Here is a 13439-nt window from a genome sequence, read left to right on the forward strand (position 1 = left end):
GGGGGTGCATTCACCCTCCCTCACCCCCCAGATGGCCGCGCTGCTGGAGCGCATCCGCCGCGCCAACCGCCCGCCGTTCCGCAGCATGTCGCCGGCCGACGCGCGCATCGCCTACACCGCCGCCGCCGAGGTGCTGGAGCCGCCCCGCGCGCCGCTGCCACGTGTGCAGGCGCTGCAGCTGCCTGGCGGCGATGGCGCGCCCCGGCCCGCGCGGCTGTATGCGCCGGCCACCGACGACGGCCTGCCGGTGCTGCTGTACCTGCATGGCGGCGGCTTCACCATTGGCAACCTGGAGACGCACGACAGCCTGTGCCGCCAGCTGGCCCTGCGTAGTGGCGGCGCAGTGGTGTCGCTGGACTACCGGCTGGCGCCGGAGCATCCGTTCCCGGCGGCGGTGGACGACAGCTGGGCCGCGCTGCGCTGGCTGGCCGGCCCCGGTGCCGACCTGCTGAGGCTGGACGGCAGCCGCCTCGCGGTGGCCGGCGACAGCGCCGGCGGCACCCTGGCCGCGGTGGCCGCGCTGCATGCGCGCGACATCGGCCTGCCGCTGGCGCTGCAGGTGCTGATCACGCCCGGCACCACCGCGCATGCCGACACCGAGTCGCACCGCCGCTTCGCCGAAGGCATGCTGCTGGAGGCCGAGGAGATCGGCTGGTTCTTCGACCATTACATCCCGCACGAGCGCCGCACGGACTGGCGCTTCGCGCCGCTGCTGGCCGACGAGGTGGAAGGCGTGGCGCCGGCCTTCGTGCTGCTGGCGGAATGCGATCCGCTGGTGGACGAGGGCGTGGCCTACGCCGATCGCCTGCGCATGGCCGGCGTGCCGGTGGCGCTGGACATCGTGCGCGGCATGACCCACGACTTCATCAAGATGGGCCGCGCGCTGCGCGAGGCCGGCATCGCCCAGCAGGCGATCGCCGACGCGCTGCGCCAGGCCTGGAGCCATTCCGCATGAACCGACAGGACTTCCGCTTCACCGAACGGCTGCGCGTGCGCTGGGCCGAGGTCGATCTGCAGCAGATCGTGTTCAACGGCCACTACCTGATGTACTTCGACACCGCCGTGGCCGGCTACTGGCGGGCGCTGGCGCTGCCTTACCAGGACACCATGGTCGAGCTGGCCGGCGACCTCTTCGTGCGCAAGAGCACGGTGGACTACCTGGCCTCGGCCCGGCTGGACGACCTGCTGGACGTCGGCGTGCGCTGCCACCGCATCGGCAACAGCTCCATGGTCTTCCAGTGCGCGGTGTTCCGCGGCGAGCACTGCCTGGTGCATGGCGAGCTGGTGTACGTCTTCGCCGATCCGGCCACCCAGACCAGCCGGCCGGTGCCGCCGGCATTCCGGGCGGTGCTGGAGGCCTTCGAGGCCGGCCAGCCGATGGTCGAGGTGAAGGTGGGCGGCTGGGCCGAGCTGGGCGAGGCGGCACGCCGCATCCGCACCCAGGTGTTCGTGCAGGAGCAGCGCATCCCGGCCGAGCTGGAAAGCGATCCGGCCGATGCCGACTGCCTGCATGCGCTGGCCGTCAACCGCCTGGGGCGGCCGCTGGCCACCGGCCGTCTGCTGCAGCAGGCACCGGGCGTGGCCAGGCTGGGCCGCATGGCGGTGCTGCCGGTGGTGCGCGGCAGCGGGGTGGGGCGGGCGGTGCTGGATGCGCTGGCCGCCGCCGCCCGCACCCGCGGCGACCACATGCTGCTGCTGCATGCGCAGATGAGCGCCGCGCCGTTCTACCTGCGCGCCGGCTTCGGCACCCGTGGCGAGGTGTTCGAGGAAGCCGGCATACCGCATGTGGAGATGGGGCGGGCGCCCTAGCAGCCCGCGGTCCGCGCCGGCGCGTCAGGCCGGCGGGTATTCGGTTTCGCGCAGCGCCGCCCGCTCCACCCGCCAGCGGCCCGCCGCCTGGGCGGTGGGCGGCCAGTCGGGCAGCGTCGCGTGGCGCTGCGCTTGCACGCTGCCGTCGGGGCGGAAGCTGCGCTCCAGCACATGGGTGACGCGCTGCTCCGCTTGCTGCTCCACGATCACCAGCGTGGAGCAGCGCGTGCCATAGAGCAGGTCCGGCGTGGGCCCGTTCAGCTGCACCCAGGCCGGCGACAGCGCCCGCTCGCGCTCGATCGGGATGCCGGTGCGCGGCAGGTCGGCATCGGGCCAGGGCTGGCGGCTGGCCAGGGCCTCGAACAGCCGCTCCGCCAGGCCCTGCACGCTGCGGCTGGAAGCCAGCGCCGAGCGCATCGCCCGCTTGAGCGCCAGCACCTTGGGCCAGGGCGTGTCCAGCTGCGCGTTGGACAGGCCGTACAGCCCGCCGTCCAGCCGCCGGGCGGCGGCTTCGTCGCCGCACCAGAAGCGCTCGTCGGTGGTGAAGTCGATGGCGATCAGGTTGAACGGGTTGTAGCCCGCCAGGCCCACCTGCACCCAGAAGCGCGACGAGGCCTCGCTGCCACGCAGCCAGTGGGCCACGATCTCGCCGCGCGATGGCGCCCGCGGATCGAAGTGGCCGGGCCGGCGCACGTTCGTCACCAGCGCCAGCCGGCCGGCGGCACTCAGCGCACACCAGCTGCCGCCGGCCTGCAGGTCGCGCCCGCCCAGCACCGCCGGGCCGCCGTCTTCCGGCAACCACCACGCCAGCCGCGCCGCGGGGCGGTGGTAGTACTCGTCGCGGTTGGCGGCCAGCACGAACACGTGGCGCCGGTGCTGGCCGATGGACAGCGCAGCTAGGCACATGGCTCGAACAGCTCCAGATGCCGCGTGCCGACGATCCAGCGTCCCAACCGGGCCCCGACCTCGGCTTCCAGTGCCGACCATGCGGGCGGCACCGCGGGTGCCGCGGATGACCAGGCATAGGTCTCCATCAGCGTGGTGTGGCCAGGCACCTGCGACAGCACGGCGGCCACCAGGCCCGGATGACGCTGCATCAGCGCGGCCTGCGCGCTGCGCACCGCGGCCACGCAGTCAGCGCGGTCGGCGGCTTCCACCCGGTAGTAGACGTACAGGACCTGCGTCAACGGCCCGCTTGCGGGCCGGCCCTCAGTCCGCACCGGCAGGCAGGGGATAGGGCAGGGGCAAGGGCCGCAGCGCCGGGCCCTCGGCACTGCCCAGGCGCAGCGCAGGCTCGGCCAGGGCGGCCAGCTTCACTTCCACCAGCGCCAGCGCCGGCTGGCCGGCCGCGGCATTGATCACCATGCCGGCCGGCTGGCCGGGATCGTTGGCGTCGAACACTTCCTGGCCCGGCTGCGCCGCCGCGCCGGTGGCGAACACCGCCGCCCGCCGCTTGGTGGTGCCGCGGTACTGGCTGCGGGCCACCACCTCCTGGCCGGGGTAGCAGCCCTTCTGGAAGTTGACGCCGCCCACCAGCTCCAGGTTGATCATCTGCGGCACGAACTGCTCCACCGTGGCGGCCACGATGCGCGGCACCGCGCTGCGCACTTCCAGCGCATCCCAGGCGTCCGCGTCCAGCGCGGGCAGCGCGGCGGGCAGGGCTTCGGCCGGGCCCACCCACAACCCGCGGTCGATGCCTTCGACCGCCGGCAAGCGCACCAGCTGGCCACCGGCCGCGGCCAGCACCGGCATGCCGGCCAGTGCCTGCGTGGCGCCGTCGTCGTTGGACGACCCGGCCCCCAGCGCCCCCAGCGCCGCCAGCGCCGGCGCACCGGCCAGGCCCAGCACCGCCAGCTCCGCGCTGGCGTCGGTGAGCTTGCACTTGGCGCGCAGCACGTACATCGACAGGCGCTTGAGCGTGGGCGCCAGCAGGTCGGCGCTGCACAGCAGCAGCAGCTCGTCGGCCGAGCCGCGCAGCACGATGAAGCTGGCCAGAAGGCGGCCCTTGGCCGAGCAGTAGCCGGCCAGCCGCGCCTGACCGGGCGGCAGGTTCTGGATGTCCTGCGTGAGCTGGCCATGCAGGAAGCTGGCAGCCTCCGCGCCGGTGGCACGGATGACGCCCCAATGCGCCAGGCGCACCGCGCCGTTCAGGTCCGAAGGAGGAAAGTGGGTGTCCATCGGACCATTATCATCAGCCGCTGGGCCGCACAGGCATGGGCTGGACATACCGGGATGAAAGCGCTTCGGCGGATCGTGGCAAGGGCGCTGCTGGTGGTGTTGGCGGGCATGGCGGGTGGAGCGGCCCTGGTGGCCTGGTGGCTGAACCGGCCGCTGCCGCTGGCGCAGCCGCATGTGGAGCTGTCCATCGAGCCCGGCACCTCGCCGCGCGACGTGGCCCAGGCCTGGGTGGACGCCGGGGTGCAGTCCGATGCGCGGCTGCTGTACGAGTGGTTCCGCTGGTCGGGCGACGCCCGCCGCATCCGCGCCGGCAGCTACGAGATCGACGCCGGCACCACGCCGCGGCGGCTGCTGGCCAAGATGGTGCAGGGCGACGAGGTGCTGGAGGTGGTGCGCCTGATCGACGGCTGGACGCTGCGGCAGTTCCGCGAGGCACTGGCCAAGGCCCCCGCGTTAAAGCCGCTGACCCGCGGCATGAGCGAGGCCGAGCTGATGGCCGCCATTGGCGCTCCTGGCCAGCCGGCCGAAGGCCGTTTCTTCCCTGACACCTATGCCTACAGCCGTGGCGTCAGCGACGTCACCGTGCTCAAGCGCGCCCATGCCGCCATGCAGCGGCGGCTCGACGAAGCCTGGGCCCAGCGCGCGCCCGACCTGCCGGTGAGCACGCCCGAGCAGGCGCTGGTCCTGGCCTCCATCGTCGAGAAGGAAACCGGCACCGAGGCCGACCGCGCGCTGGTGGCCGGCGTCTTCGCCAACCGGCTGCGCCTGGGCATGCCGCTGCAGACCGACCCCACGGTGATCTATGGCCTGGGCACGTCGTTCGACGGCAACCTGCGCAAGCGCGACCTGCTGGCCGACACGCCCTACAACACCTACACCCGCACCGGCCTGCCGCCCACGCCCATCGCGATGCCGGGGCTGGCCTCGCTGCGCGCGGCGGTGCAGCCGGCGCGCACGCCGGCGCTGTACTTCGTGGCCCGCGGCGACGGCAGCAGCGTCTTCAGCACCACCCTGGCCGACCATAATCGGGCGGTCAACCAGTACCAGCGCCAGCGCAGCAGCAAGTGAGCGACCTCCCCGTGCGCCCGGCCTCTCCCGGGCGCTTCATCAGTTTCGAAGGCATCGACGGCGCCGGCAAGTCTTCCCACATCGAGGCGGCGGCCGACTGGCTGCGGGCCCGCGGCCACGAGGTGCTGCTCACGCGCGAGCCCGGCGGCACCCCGCTGGCCGAGCAGCTGCGCACCCTGCTGCTGCAGTCGCCGATGGATGCACTGAGCGAGACGCTGCTCGTCTTCGCCGCCCGCCGCGACCACCTGCAGGCCCGCATCGAGCCCGCGCTGGCGCGCGGCGCCTGGGTGCTGAGCGACCGCTTCACCGACGCCACCTTCGCCTACCAGGGTGCCGGCCGCGGCTTCGACCTGGCGGTGCTGCAGCAGCTGGAAACCTGGGTGCAGCAGGGCCGGCAGCCCGACCTCACCGTCTGGTTCGACCTGCCGCCAGCCGTGGCCGCCGAACGTCGCGCCGCGGTGCGCACGCCCGACCGCTTCGAGCAGCAGGACCTGGCCTTCTTCCAGCGCGTGCGCGACGGCTACGCCGCCCGCTGCGCCGCCGATGCCGGCCGTTTCGTGCGCATCGACAGCCACCAGCCGAAGGAGGCCGTCTGGGCCGACCTGCGTCAGGCGCTGGAGCAGCGGGCATGGTGACGGGCCCCGACGGCGCGCTGGCGCTGCCCTGGCTGCGCCCGGTGCTGGACCAGGCGCTGCAGCAGGTGCGCGGCCATGCCACCCTGGTGCACGGCCCGGGCGGGGTGGGGCAGTTCGAGCTGGCGATCGCGCTGGCGCAGTCGTGGCTGTGCGAAGCGGCCGGCCCGGCGCCACGACCCTGCGGCCGTTGCGCCGCCTGCCACCTGATGCAGGCGCGCATGCATCCGGATTTCCTGCTGCTCATTCCCGATGCGCTGCGCGAGCCGTTGGGCTGGCAGATGGAAGGCGAGGGCGGCGCCAAGGACGGCGAAGGCAAGAAGGCCAAGCCCAGCCGCGAGATCAAGGTGGAGGCGGTGCGCGGCGCCATCGACTGGAGCCAGCAGACCTCCTCCCGCGGCCGCGGCAAGGTGCTGGTGATCCATCCCGCGCAGGCGATGAACCTGATTGCGGCCAATGCCCTTCTCAAGACGCTGGAGGAGCCGCCCGGCGCGCTGCGCCTGCTGCTGTGCGCGCACGACCCGGACAGCCTGCTGCCCACGCTGCGCAGCCGCTGCCAGCGCCTGCTGCTGCCGTCGCCCGACCGCACTGTGGCGCTGGACTGGCTGGCCGGGCAGGGCGTGCAGGAGCCGCAGGTGCTCTACACCGCCGCAGGCGGCCAGCCGGTGGAAGCGCTGGCCATGCTGCGTGCCGGCATCGACGCCGCGGGCTGGCGCCGGCTGCCGCAGGCGCTGCGCCACGGTGATGCGTCGGCGTTCGCCGGCTGGCCGCTGCCCCGCGCCATCGACGCGTTGCAGAAGCTGGCCCATGACCTGATGGTGGCCGCCGTCGGCGGTGCGCCGCGCTACTTCGATGCCGGCGCGCTGCCTGCGGGCGCCACGCTGGCCGGCCTGTCCGACTGGCAGCGCGAACTGCGCCGCGCCGCGCGCCACGACGAACATCCCTGGAACGCCAGCCTGCTGGTGGAGGCGCTCGTATTGCAGGGCCGGGCGCTGTGGCCGGCCAGCGGCCCGGCCCCGCGCGGCGCCGGCGGCGGCCGCATCGCTACACTGGCCCACCGATGAACGAGCCCGCCGCACGCCCTCCCGCGCCGCCCGCCGCAGCCCCGGCTGCCGGCACCGTGGCCAGCAGCAACCGGCCCAGCGTGATCCAGCTGGTGTTCCGCGACAAGGCGGCGCTGTATGCCGCCTATGTGCCGCTGTTCTCCGACGGCGGCCTGTTCGTGCCCACCACCCGGGAGTACAAGCTGGGCGACGAGATCTACCTGCTGCTGTCGCTGCCCGACGATCCACAGCGCTATCCGGTGGCGGGCAAGGTAGGCTGGATCACGCCGGCCAATGCCTCCGGCGGCCGCACCCAGGGCGTCGGCGTACGCTTTCCCACCGACGAAAAGACCCGGGTGATGAAGCTGAAGATCGAGGAGATCCTCGGCACCTCGATCCAGTCGGCCAAGCCCACGCAGACCACCTGAACCGTGTACGTTGATTCGCACTGCCATCTGAGCATGGCCGACTTCGTCGAGCGCATGCCCGACATCCGATCCGCCATGGCCGAGGCCCGCGTCGACCGCGCGCTGGTCATCTGCACCACGCTGGAGGAGTTCGACGCGGTGCATGCGCTGGCGCTGCAGTACGACAACTTCTGGGCCAGCGCCGGCGTGCATCCGGATACGGAAGGCCTGAAGGAGCCGTCGTATGCAGAGCTGATCGACCTCGGCAGCCGCCCGCGGGTGGTGGCCATCGGCGAGACGGGACTGGACTACTACCGCCTGAACGGCCGCAGCATCGCCGACATGGCCTGGCAGCGCGAGCGCTTTCGCGTACACATCCGTGCCGCCCGCACGCTGGGCAAGCCGCTGGTGATCCATACCCGAAGCGCCAGCGACGACACCCTGGCCATCCTGCGGGAAGAGGGTGCCGGCGTGCAGGGCGTGTTCCATTGCTTCACCGAAACCGCCGAGGTGGCCCGCGCGGCGCTCGACCTGGGCTTCCACATCTCGTTCTCCGGCATCCTCACCTTCCGCAATGCGCAGGACCTGCGCGACGTGGCGCGCTGGGTGCCGATGGACCGGCTGCTGATCGAGACCGACAGCCCCTACCTGGCGCCGGTGCCCTTCCGCGGCAAGGTCAACCAGCCGGCCTATGTGCCGCATGTGGCCGCCCAGCTGGCCGAGCTGAAGGGGTGCAGCGCCGAGGAGATCGGCCGCGTGACCAGCGCCAACTTCGAGCGGTTGTTCCAGCTACCGGCCGCCGGGAGCGCCGCATGAAGCGCCGCCTGCTGATCCTGCGGGCCGGTGGCATGGCCGCCCTGGCGTTGCCGGCCTTGGCGGTGCGCGCCGGTTCCTACGAAGACTTCTTCCGCGCGATCGACATCGATGCGCCGGGCATCATCCGCGACCTGCTGGCCCGGGGGTTCGACCCCAATGCGCGCAATCCCAAGGGCCATGTGGCGCTGTCCATCGCGCTGCGCGAGCAGGCGCTGAAGGCCGCAGAGGCGCTGTGGGCACATCCCGAGCTGGATGTGAATGCCGAGAACGCCGTGGGGGAGACGCCGCTGATGATGGCCGCCATGCGCGGCGAGCTGGAGTGGGCGCGCCGCCTGATCCAGCGCGGCGCGCGCGTCAACAAGCCGGGTTGGAGCCCGATGCACTATGCGGCCATCGCCCCCGACCAGCGCATGATGCAGTTCATGCTGGCGCAAGGCGGCGAGGTGGGCGCGCTCAGCCCCAACGGCACCACGCCGCTGATGATGGCCGCGCGCAATGGCGACGAACGCACGGTGGACCTGCTGCTGGCCCGTGGCGCGGATGCCCGCCCGAAGAACCAGGCCGGCTACACGGCGGCCGACATGGCGCGGTCGCAGGACCGTGACAACCTGGCCGACCGGCTGCAGGCGCTGTTGCGCTGAGCCGCGCCGCGGCCCGACACCGGTGTCGGTCTTTATCCGACGCCGGCTTTGGCGTGTGGACGACTGTTGAGCGCGGGCATCGCTTCGTAAAGTTCTTCTCACGGCGGGCGATGTGTCCGCACTGGAGATGAAGATGCTCAAGACGGCCGCCGCCAATCCTTTCGCCCTGATGGTCAACCCCGAGGTGGTGCTGCAGGCCGTGGAGCGCTCCGAGCGCCTGGCCCGCTTGTCCAGCCGCATCTGCCGACCGCTGGACAAGCCGTTGATCCCCAAGACCGACGAAGCCGGGGTGGCGCTGTACGACGACGCCATCGAATCGGACGAAGACGCAGTCTGATCGCATGCCCTCCCGCGCCCGTTGCCGGATGCGGCATATGGCGCGGCAATGAACCTTATGTCAATATTGACCAGGCAGTGGATACGGGTCACCCAACGGGGGGTACCGTTCCTTCGTCAAGTTGAAGCGAGCTTGATCGAAGAACTGTGACGCCACGCGCAGCAAGGCGGCGGCGGATGCAGTCAACCCTGTGGGACATGCACCGCCGCGATGCAGCGGACGTCCCGGAACTGGACTTCGATCATGAATGCAGCCTTTTCTGCCCACCGGCGCCTGCTTCCCGCGCTGTGTCTCGGCGCCTTGCTGTTGACCGCCTGCGGCGGCGGCGGCGGCGAGGACGACGGCACGGATGCAGCCTCCAGCGGGGATGCCACCGCCACCAATGGCTTGGCGCCCCTGCTCGGCAGCTATGCCGTGGCCTGCGAGAGCATCACCCAGCCTTCGGGCGAACCCGCCCACGAGTCCAGCCAGGGCTCGCTCGTCATCTCGGCCACCGACGATCCGGGCCTGGCGGCGGTGGTGATCCACGCCCAGGCTTATGAAGGCGCGAGCGGCGACGACTCGGGCGCCCGCTGTGATCCGTCCAAGCTTGTGTTGGACCTGCGCATCTCCGGCCACATCCGTGACCTGAGCAAGCGCAAGGCGATCCGGGCGGCGGACAACAGCACGGTCAATGCCAAGGTGGTCGAGTTCACCTACACCGGCCTGCGGTTGAGCAAGGGCTCGTTCAGCGGCCAGCTGCCCTCGCTCAACGTGACGACGCAGGTCGCCTATGTGCTGGACAACGGCAACCTCCGGCTGAGCAGCGGCCCCCGCGAGGCCGACGGCGTGGGCGCGCGCCTGACCCGTCGCGTGGGCGTCAGGCAGTAGGCGTGGCCGGCGGCAGGTTGCCGCCGGGATGCAGCAGCCGCAACGTGGCCGCATCGGCCCGGCCGCCGTGGAAGCGCGCCAGCATCTGCTGCCACAGCGGGTCCTGAGGCGCGGCCTGGGCAAACAGCGTCATGCTGGAATGCAGCTTCAGGTCGTCGGGCGAGCCCAGCACCTGCAGTGCCGTGCGGTGCGGCGGAAGCGCCAGCAGCAGCTGTGCGCAGTGGCGCAGACGCGGACCGAGCACCGGATGCGCCAGGTAGGCCCGCGCCTCGTCCAGCGAAGCAATGCCGTAGTGCTGCGCGGTGCTGCTGCGGCCCAGGCCGCGCAGCTGCGGGAACACGAACCACATCCAGTGGCTGGTCTTGCGGCCGGCGGCCAGCTCTCGCTGCACCTGCGCCATCACCGGCGCCTGGGCGTCGACGAAGCGCTGCAGGCCGTGCGGGTCGTTCCCCGTGGCGCCCATGACGACGGCTGGCTCAGGAGAATGCGGCGATGCCGGTGATCGCCCGGCCGAGGATCAGCGCATGCACGTCGTGCGTGCCCTCGTAGGTGTTGACCACCTCCAGGTTCACCAGGTGGCGGGCCACGCCGAATTCGTCGCTGATGCCGTTGCCGCCCATCATGTCGCGTGCCACGCGGGCGATGTCCAGCGCCTTGCCGCAGTTGTTGCGCTTCAGGATGCTGGTGACCTCCACCGCCGCGGTGCCGGCGTCCTTCATGCGGCCGAGCTGCAGAGCGCCCTGCAGGCCCAGGCTGATCTCGGTGAGCATGTCGGCCAGCTTCTTCTGGATCAGCTGGTTGGCGGCCAGCGGGCGCCCGAACTGCTTGCGGTCGAGCACGTACTGGCGGCTGCGGTGGAAGCAGTCTTCCGCCGCGCCCATCGCGCCCCAGGCGATGCCGTAGCGCGCGCTGTTCAGGCAGGTGAACGGGCCCTTCAGGCCGCGCACCTCGGGGAAGGCGTTTTCCTCGGGGCAGAACACCTCGTCCATCACGATCTCGCCGGTCAGGCTGGCGCGCAGGCCCACCTTGCCGTGCACCGCGGGGGCGGTCAGGCCCTTCCAGCCCTTCTCCAGGATGAAGCCGCGGATGGCGCCCTCGTCGTCCTTGGCCCAGACCACGAACACGTCGGCCATCGGGCTGTTGGTGATCCACATCTTGGCGCCCGACAGGCTGTAGCCGCCGGCCACCTTGCGGGCCCGGGTGATCATGCTGCCGGGGTCGCTGCCGTGGTTGGGCTCGGTCAGGCCGAAGCAGCCGATCCACTCGCCGCTGGCGAGCTTGGGCAGGTACTTCTGCTTTTGCGCCTCGCTGCCGAACTCGTTGATCGGCACCATCACCAGCGACGACTGCACGCTCATCATCGAGCGGTAGCCGCTGTCCACGCGCTCCACCTCGCGGGCCACCAGGCCGTAGCACACGTAGTTCAGGCCCGCGCCGCCGTACTGCTCGGGGATGGTGGCGCCCAGCAGGCCCAGTTCGCCCATCTCGCGGAAGATGGCCGGGTCGGTCTTCTCGAGGCGGAAGGCTTCCAGCACCCGCGGGGCCAGGCGGTCCTGGCAGTAGGCCCGGGCGGCCTGCTGCACCGAGCGTTCGTCGTCGGTGAGCTGCTGGTCCAGCAGCAGCGGGTCGTCCCAGTGGAAGCTGGCGCGGGTGTTCGAAGAAGTCATTTCGTTGTCTCGCGGAGTTAGGATGGAGTTGACTCGAATCTAGGGCTTTCGGCAGGCGCGCGCAAACGACTTGTGTGCAACATCATGTGCGCTGGACGCACTCCAGGACGGCCCTGCCCTTTCAAACGATGCGCAGAAAGATTCCCTCGCTCGGCGCCCTGGCGGCCTTCGAGGCAGCCGCCCGCCACCAGAGCTTCACCACCGCCGCCGACGAACTGGCGGTGACGCAAAGCGCCGTGTGCCGGCAGATCGCCACCCTGGAAGACTTCGTCGGCGTGAAACTGTTCCGCCGCACCCGCCGCGGCGTGGTGCTGACCGACGCCGGCATCAACTACAGCCGCCGGGTGCGCGACCGCCTGGACGACGTGGAGCGCGACACCCTGGAGGTGATGGCGCGCGGCGGGCCCGGCGGCTCGCTGGAGCTGGGCGTGGTGCCCACCTTCGCCACCCAGTGGCTGCTGCCGCGCCTGCCCGATTTCCACCGCCAGCACCCTGGCATCACGCTGCATTTCGCGCCGCGCACCCGGCCCTTCCTGTTCGACGACAGCACGCTGCATGCCGCCATCTACGCCGGACCGGCCGGCTGGCCGGGCACCGAATCGCACTTCTTGATGCAGGAGGCGATGGTGGCGGTGGCCAGCCCGGCACTGGTGCCCGGCCAGCTGAAGGCGCAGGACCTGGCCGGCCACACCCTGCTGCAGGCCAGCACCCGGCCGCATGCCTGGCGGCAGTGGTTCGCGGCGCAGGGCGTGGTGGCGCCCAACGACATGGCCGGCCCGCGCATGGAGCTGTTCTCGATGCTGGCCAAGGCCGCGGTGCATGGCCTGGGCGTGGCGCTGATCCCGCGGCTGCTGATCGAGGACGACCTGGCCGCCGGGCGGCTGCGGCAGGTGGTGCCGTTCGAGTGGATCAGCGACCGCTCTTACTACCTCATCTATCCGCAGGCGCCAGTGCAGCGGCAGGCGCTGCAGGTGTTCAGCCAGTGGCTGCAGGCGCAGGCGGCGCCCTACCGCGCGGCGGCCTCGGCTGGCGGCTGACGCCCTGCCGACCGGCGCCGCGGCTCAGCAGGCCCGCGGCCCGGCGCCCGCGCCCCGCCGGTGGGACTGCAGCCAACGCTGCAGCCAGCCCTCGGCCTGGCGCCAGCGCTGCGCCGCGCCACCGGCACGCCCGCCATCGGGGGCCGAACGCGCCGGGCGCGCGGGATGCAGCGCGCGTTCCACCCGCAGCACGCCGCAGCTCGGCACGCCGCCGTGACCACAGGCCACGCCGCCGTCGCTGAGCGCGAAGCCTAGCCGCTGCATGAAGGCCAGCATGCGGCCGTTGGTCTCCAGCACCTCGCCATACAGCCAGCCGATGCCGCGGTCGGCCGCGTCGGCGATCAGCTTGTGCATCAGCCGCTCGGCCACGCCGGTGCCGCACCAGGCGTCGGCCACTGAGATGGCGAATTCGGCTGCGCTGCCGTCGGCATCGGGCACATAGCGGGCCTCGCCCACCAGGCGCTCGCCGCCGTCGTCGATCAGGGTGGCCACGTAGGCCACCTGCCGGCTGCCGTCGGTGCCGCACAGCACGGCCTGGAGGCCCGGTGTGCAGCCACGCACCACGCCATGGAAGCGCATGCGCTGCGCGCTGACGCACAGGCCTTCCACGTAGCGGCAGAACAGCGGTGCATCGCTGGCGCGCGCTGGGCGCAGCAGCGGCGGCGGGCGCAGCGGGTGGTGGGGCAGCAGCGCGGCTGCGCTGGCGGGGAAGGCGGTCGGCAGGTGCATGGCGCGGGCTCCTCTCGTTGTGGCCGCAGTGTTTTGCGGTCGGCCCGGAGTCGTCCTTCAAACGCCTGAAGCCCGGGCTGAAGCGTGCTGAAAGCCGGCGCCCGGCCGGTGCCGTGGCTGCGGTTTCAGAAGGCTTCAGACGCAGCTTCAGCGCAATGAAGGACGGCCAGCGCGCCGCTGGCCACAGTGGCCTCCACTGTTCAAG

The 13439-nt window shown here is 71.8% G+C and carries 17 protein-coding genes; 11 read left to right on the plus strand and 6 right to left on the minus strand.

The features are described 5' to 3' along the window. Positions 1 to 31: 31 nt before the first annotated feature. Together LRS14_RS19995 and LRS14_RS20000 are read left to right on the plus strand one after the other, a co-directional pair. On the plus strand, positions 32 to 955 hold the full coding sequence (locus LRS14_RS19995) for an alpha/beta hydrolase (RefSeq protein ID WP_257800795.1): 924 nt from the start codon (positions 32 to 34) through the stop codon (positions 953 to 955). Further along, positions 952 to 1809 (plus strand): YbgC/FadM family acyl-CoA thioesterase, encoded by an 858-nt coding sequence (locus LRS14_RS20000; protein WP_257800796.1) that lies wholly within the window; start codon positions 952 to 954, stop codon positions 1807 to 1809. The genes LRS14_RS19995 and LRS14_RS20000 overlap by 4 nt, the downstream gene beginning before the upstream one ends. Positions 1810 to 1833: 24 nt before the next feature. Here the strand turns inward: LRS14_RS20000 and LRS14_RS20005 are convergent, their stop codons facing one another. The 3 genes from LRS14_RS20005 to LRS14_RS20015 are packed head-to-tail and all read right to left on the minus strand — an operon-like array spanning position 1834 to position 4035. Beyond that, a complete protein-coding gene (locus LRS14_RS20005) occupies positions 1834 to 2715 on the minus strand; it encodes an NRDE family protein (protein ID WP_257800798.1) in 882 nt (293 codons plus the stop codon). After that, entirely contained in the window at positions 2706 to 2996 is a 291-nt protein-coding gene (locus LRS14_RS20010; RefSeq protein WP_257800799.1) for a DUF4936 family protein, read from the minus strand. The genes LRS14_RS20005 and LRS14_RS20010 overlap by 10 nt, the downstream gene beginning before the upstream one ends. A gap of 22 nt (positions 2997 to 3018) precedes the next feature. Beyond that, positions 3019 to 4035, minus strand: a complete 1017-nt coding sequence (locus LRS14_RS20015; protein WP_404977597.1) for a YgfZ/GcvT domain-containing protein — start codon at positions 4033 to 4035, stop codon at positions 3019 to 3021. 6 nt (positions 4036 to 4041) lie between these two features. Here LRS14_RS20015 and mltG point away from each other — a divergent pair, with 6 nt between their 5' ends. The 8 genes from mltG (at position 4042) to LRS14_RS20055 (ending at position 9801) form a co-directional block, all read left to right on the plus strand. Beyond that, positions 4042 to 5055 (plus strand): endolytic transglycosylase MltG, encoded by a 1014-nt coding sequence (gene mltG / locus LRS14_RS20020; RefSeq protein ID WP_046114428.1) that lies wholly within the window; start codon positions 4042 to 4044, stop codon positions 5053 to 5055. Then, on the plus strand, positions 5052 to 5690 hold the full coding sequence (gene tmk, locus LRS14_RS20025) for a dTMP kinase (protein WP_257800801.1): 639 nt from the start codon (positions 5052 to 5054) through the stop codon (positions 5688 to 5690). Before mltG ends, tmk begins: the two co-directional genes overlap by 4 nt. Continuing rightward, a complete protein-coding gene (locus LRS14_RS20030; RefSeq protein ID WP_257800802.1) occupies positions 5684 to 6751 on the plus strand; it encodes a DNA polymerase III subunit delta' in 1068 nt (355 codons plus the stop codon). The genes tmk and LRS14_RS20030 overlap by 7 nt, the downstream gene beginning before the upstream one ends. Beyond that, complete coding sequence (locus LRS14_RS20035) at positions 6748 to 7158, plus strand: PilZ domain-containing protein (protein WP_046114499.1); 411 nt, start codon at positions 6748 to 6750, stop codon at positions 7156 to 7158. Before LRS14_RS20030 ends, LRS14_RS20035 begins: the two co-directional genes overlap by 4 nt. 3 nt (positions 7159 to 7161) lie before the next feature. Next, a complete protein-coding gene (locus LRS14_RS20040; RefSeq protein WP_257800803.1) occupies positions 7162 to 7953 on the plus strand; it encodes a TatD family hydrolase in 792 nt (263 codons plus the stop codon). Beyond that, positions 7950 to 8594, plus strand: coding sequence for an ankyrin repeat domain-containing protein (locus LRS14_RS20045; RefSeq protein ID WP_257800804.1), 645 nt, complete (start codon positions 7950 to 7952; stop codon positions 8592 to 8594). Before LRS14_RS20040 ends, LRS14_RS20045 begins: the two co-directional genes overlap by 4 nt. Positions 8595 to 8727: 133 nt before the next feature. Further along, positions 8728 to 8931: a hypothetical protein gene (locus LRS14_RS20050; RefSeq protein ID WP_257800805.1), complete on the plus strand. Its 204-nt coding sequence runs from the start codon at positions 8728 to 8730 to the stop codon at positions 8929 to 8931. 300 nt (positions 8932 to 9231) lie between these two features. Further along, entirely contained in the window at positions 9232 to 9801 is a 570-nt protein-coding gene (locus LRS14_RS20055; protein WP_257800806.1) for a hypothetical protein, read from the plus strand. Here the strand turns inward: LRS14_RS20055 and LRS14_RS20060 are convergent. Together LRS14_RS20060 and LRS14_RS20065 are read right to left on the minus strand one after the other, a co-directional pair. Then, complete coding sequence (locus tag LRS14_RS20060) at positions 9791 to 10264, minus strand: DUF1810 domain-containing protein (RefSeq protein ID WP_257800807.1); 474 nt, start codon at positions 10262 to 10264, stop codon at positions 9791 to 9793. The two genes, LRS14_RS20055 and LRS14_RS20060, sit on opposite strands and share 11 nt — an antisense overlap. Positions 10265 to 10277: 13 nt before the next feature. Then, entirely contained in the window at positions 10278 to 11468 is a 1191-nt protein-coding gene (locus LRS14_RS20065) for an acyl-CoA dehydrogenase (protein WP_257800808.1), read from the minus strand. 128 nt (positions 11469 to 11596) lie between these two features. On the opposite strand from LRS14_RS20065, the gene LRS14_RS20070 reads away from it, so the two are divergent. Next, positions 11597 to 12505 carry a LysR substrate-binding domain-containing protein gene (locus tag LRS14_RS20070; RefSeq protein ID WP_257800809.1) on the plus strand — a complete coding sequence of 303 codons (909 nt, stop codon included), beginning with the start codon at positions 11597 to 11599 and terminating at the stop codon, positions 12503 to 12505. A 24-nt stretch (positions 12506 to 12529) separates the two neighbouring features. Here LRS14_RS20070 and LRS14_RS20075 read toward each other — a convergent pair whose 3' ends face one another. Continuing rightward, positions 12530 to 13234: a GNAT family N-acetyltransferase gene (locus tag LRS14_RS20075; RefSeq protein WP_257800810.1), complete on the minus strand. Its 705-nt coding sequence runs from the start codon at positions 13232 to 13234 to the stop codon at positions 12530 to 12532. Between the last annotated feature and the right edge of the window lie 205 nt (positions 13235 to 13439).

The sequence above is a fragment of the Aquincola sp. J276 genome, assembly GCF_024700035.1.
In the GTDB taxonomy this organism is placed as follows: Bacteria; Pseudomonadota; Gammaproteobacteria; order Burkholderiales; family Burkholderiaceae_C; genus Aquincola; species Aquincola tertiaricarbonis.

Excerpts from the sequence above, each read along its gene's own strand:
- LRS14_RS20060 (WP_257800807.1), bottom strand. The coding sequence starts at position 10,264 with ATGGGCGCCACGGGGAACGACCCGCACGGCCTGCAGCGCTTCGTCGAC.
- LRS14_RS20015 (WP_404977597.1), bottom strand. The coding sequence starts at position 4,035 with ATGTCCAGCCCATGCCTGTGCGGCCCAGCGGCTGATGATAATGGTCCG.
- LRS14_RS20000 (WP_257800796.1), top strand. The coding sequence starts at position 952 with ATGAACCGACAGGACTTCCGCTTCACCGAACGGCTGCGCGTGCGCTGG.
- LRS14_RS20035 (WP_046114499.1), top strand. The coding sequence starts at position 6,748 with ATGAACGAGCCCGCCGCACGCCCTCCCGCGCCGCCCGCCGCAGCCCCG.
- LRS14_RS20030 (WP_257800802.1), top strand. The coding sequence starts at position 5,684 with ATGGTGACGGGCCCCGACGGCGCGCTGGCGCTGCCCTGGCTGCGCCCG.
- LRS14_RS20005 (WP_257800798.1), bottom strand. The coding sequence starts at position 2,715 with ATGTGCCTAGCTGCGCTGTCCATCGGCCAGCACCGGCGCCACGTGTTC.
- LRS14_RS20050 (WP_257800805.1), top strand. The coding sequence starts at position 8,728 with ATGCTCAAGACGGCCGCCGCCAATCCTTTCGCCCTGATGGTCAACCCC.
- LRS14_RS19995 (WP_257800795.1), top strand. The coding sequence starts at position 32 with ATGGCCGCGCTGCTGGAGCGCATCCGCCGCGCCAACCGCCCGCCGTTC.
- LRS14_RS20075 (WP_257800810.1), bottom strand. The coding sequence starts at position 13,234 with ATGCACCTGCCGACCGCCTTCCCCGCCAGCGCAGCCGCGCTGCTGCCC.
- LRS14_RS20045 (WP_257800804.1), top strand. The coding sequence starts at position 7,950 with ATGAAGCGCCGCCTGCTGATCCTGCGGGCCGGTGGCATGGCCGCCCTG.
- LRS14_RS20070 (WP_257800809.1), top strand. The coding sequence starts at position 11,597 with ATGCGCAGAAAGATTCCCTCGCTCGGCGCCCTGGCGGCCTTCGAGGCA.
- LRS14_RS20065 (WP_257800808.1), bottom strand. The coding sequence starts at position 11,468 with ATGACTTCTTCGAACACCCGCGCCAGCTTCCACTGGGACGACCCGCTG.
- mltG (WP_046114428.1), top strand. The coding sequence starts at position 4,042 with ATGAAAGCGCTTCGGCGGATCGTGGCAAGGGCGCTGCTGGTGGTGTTG.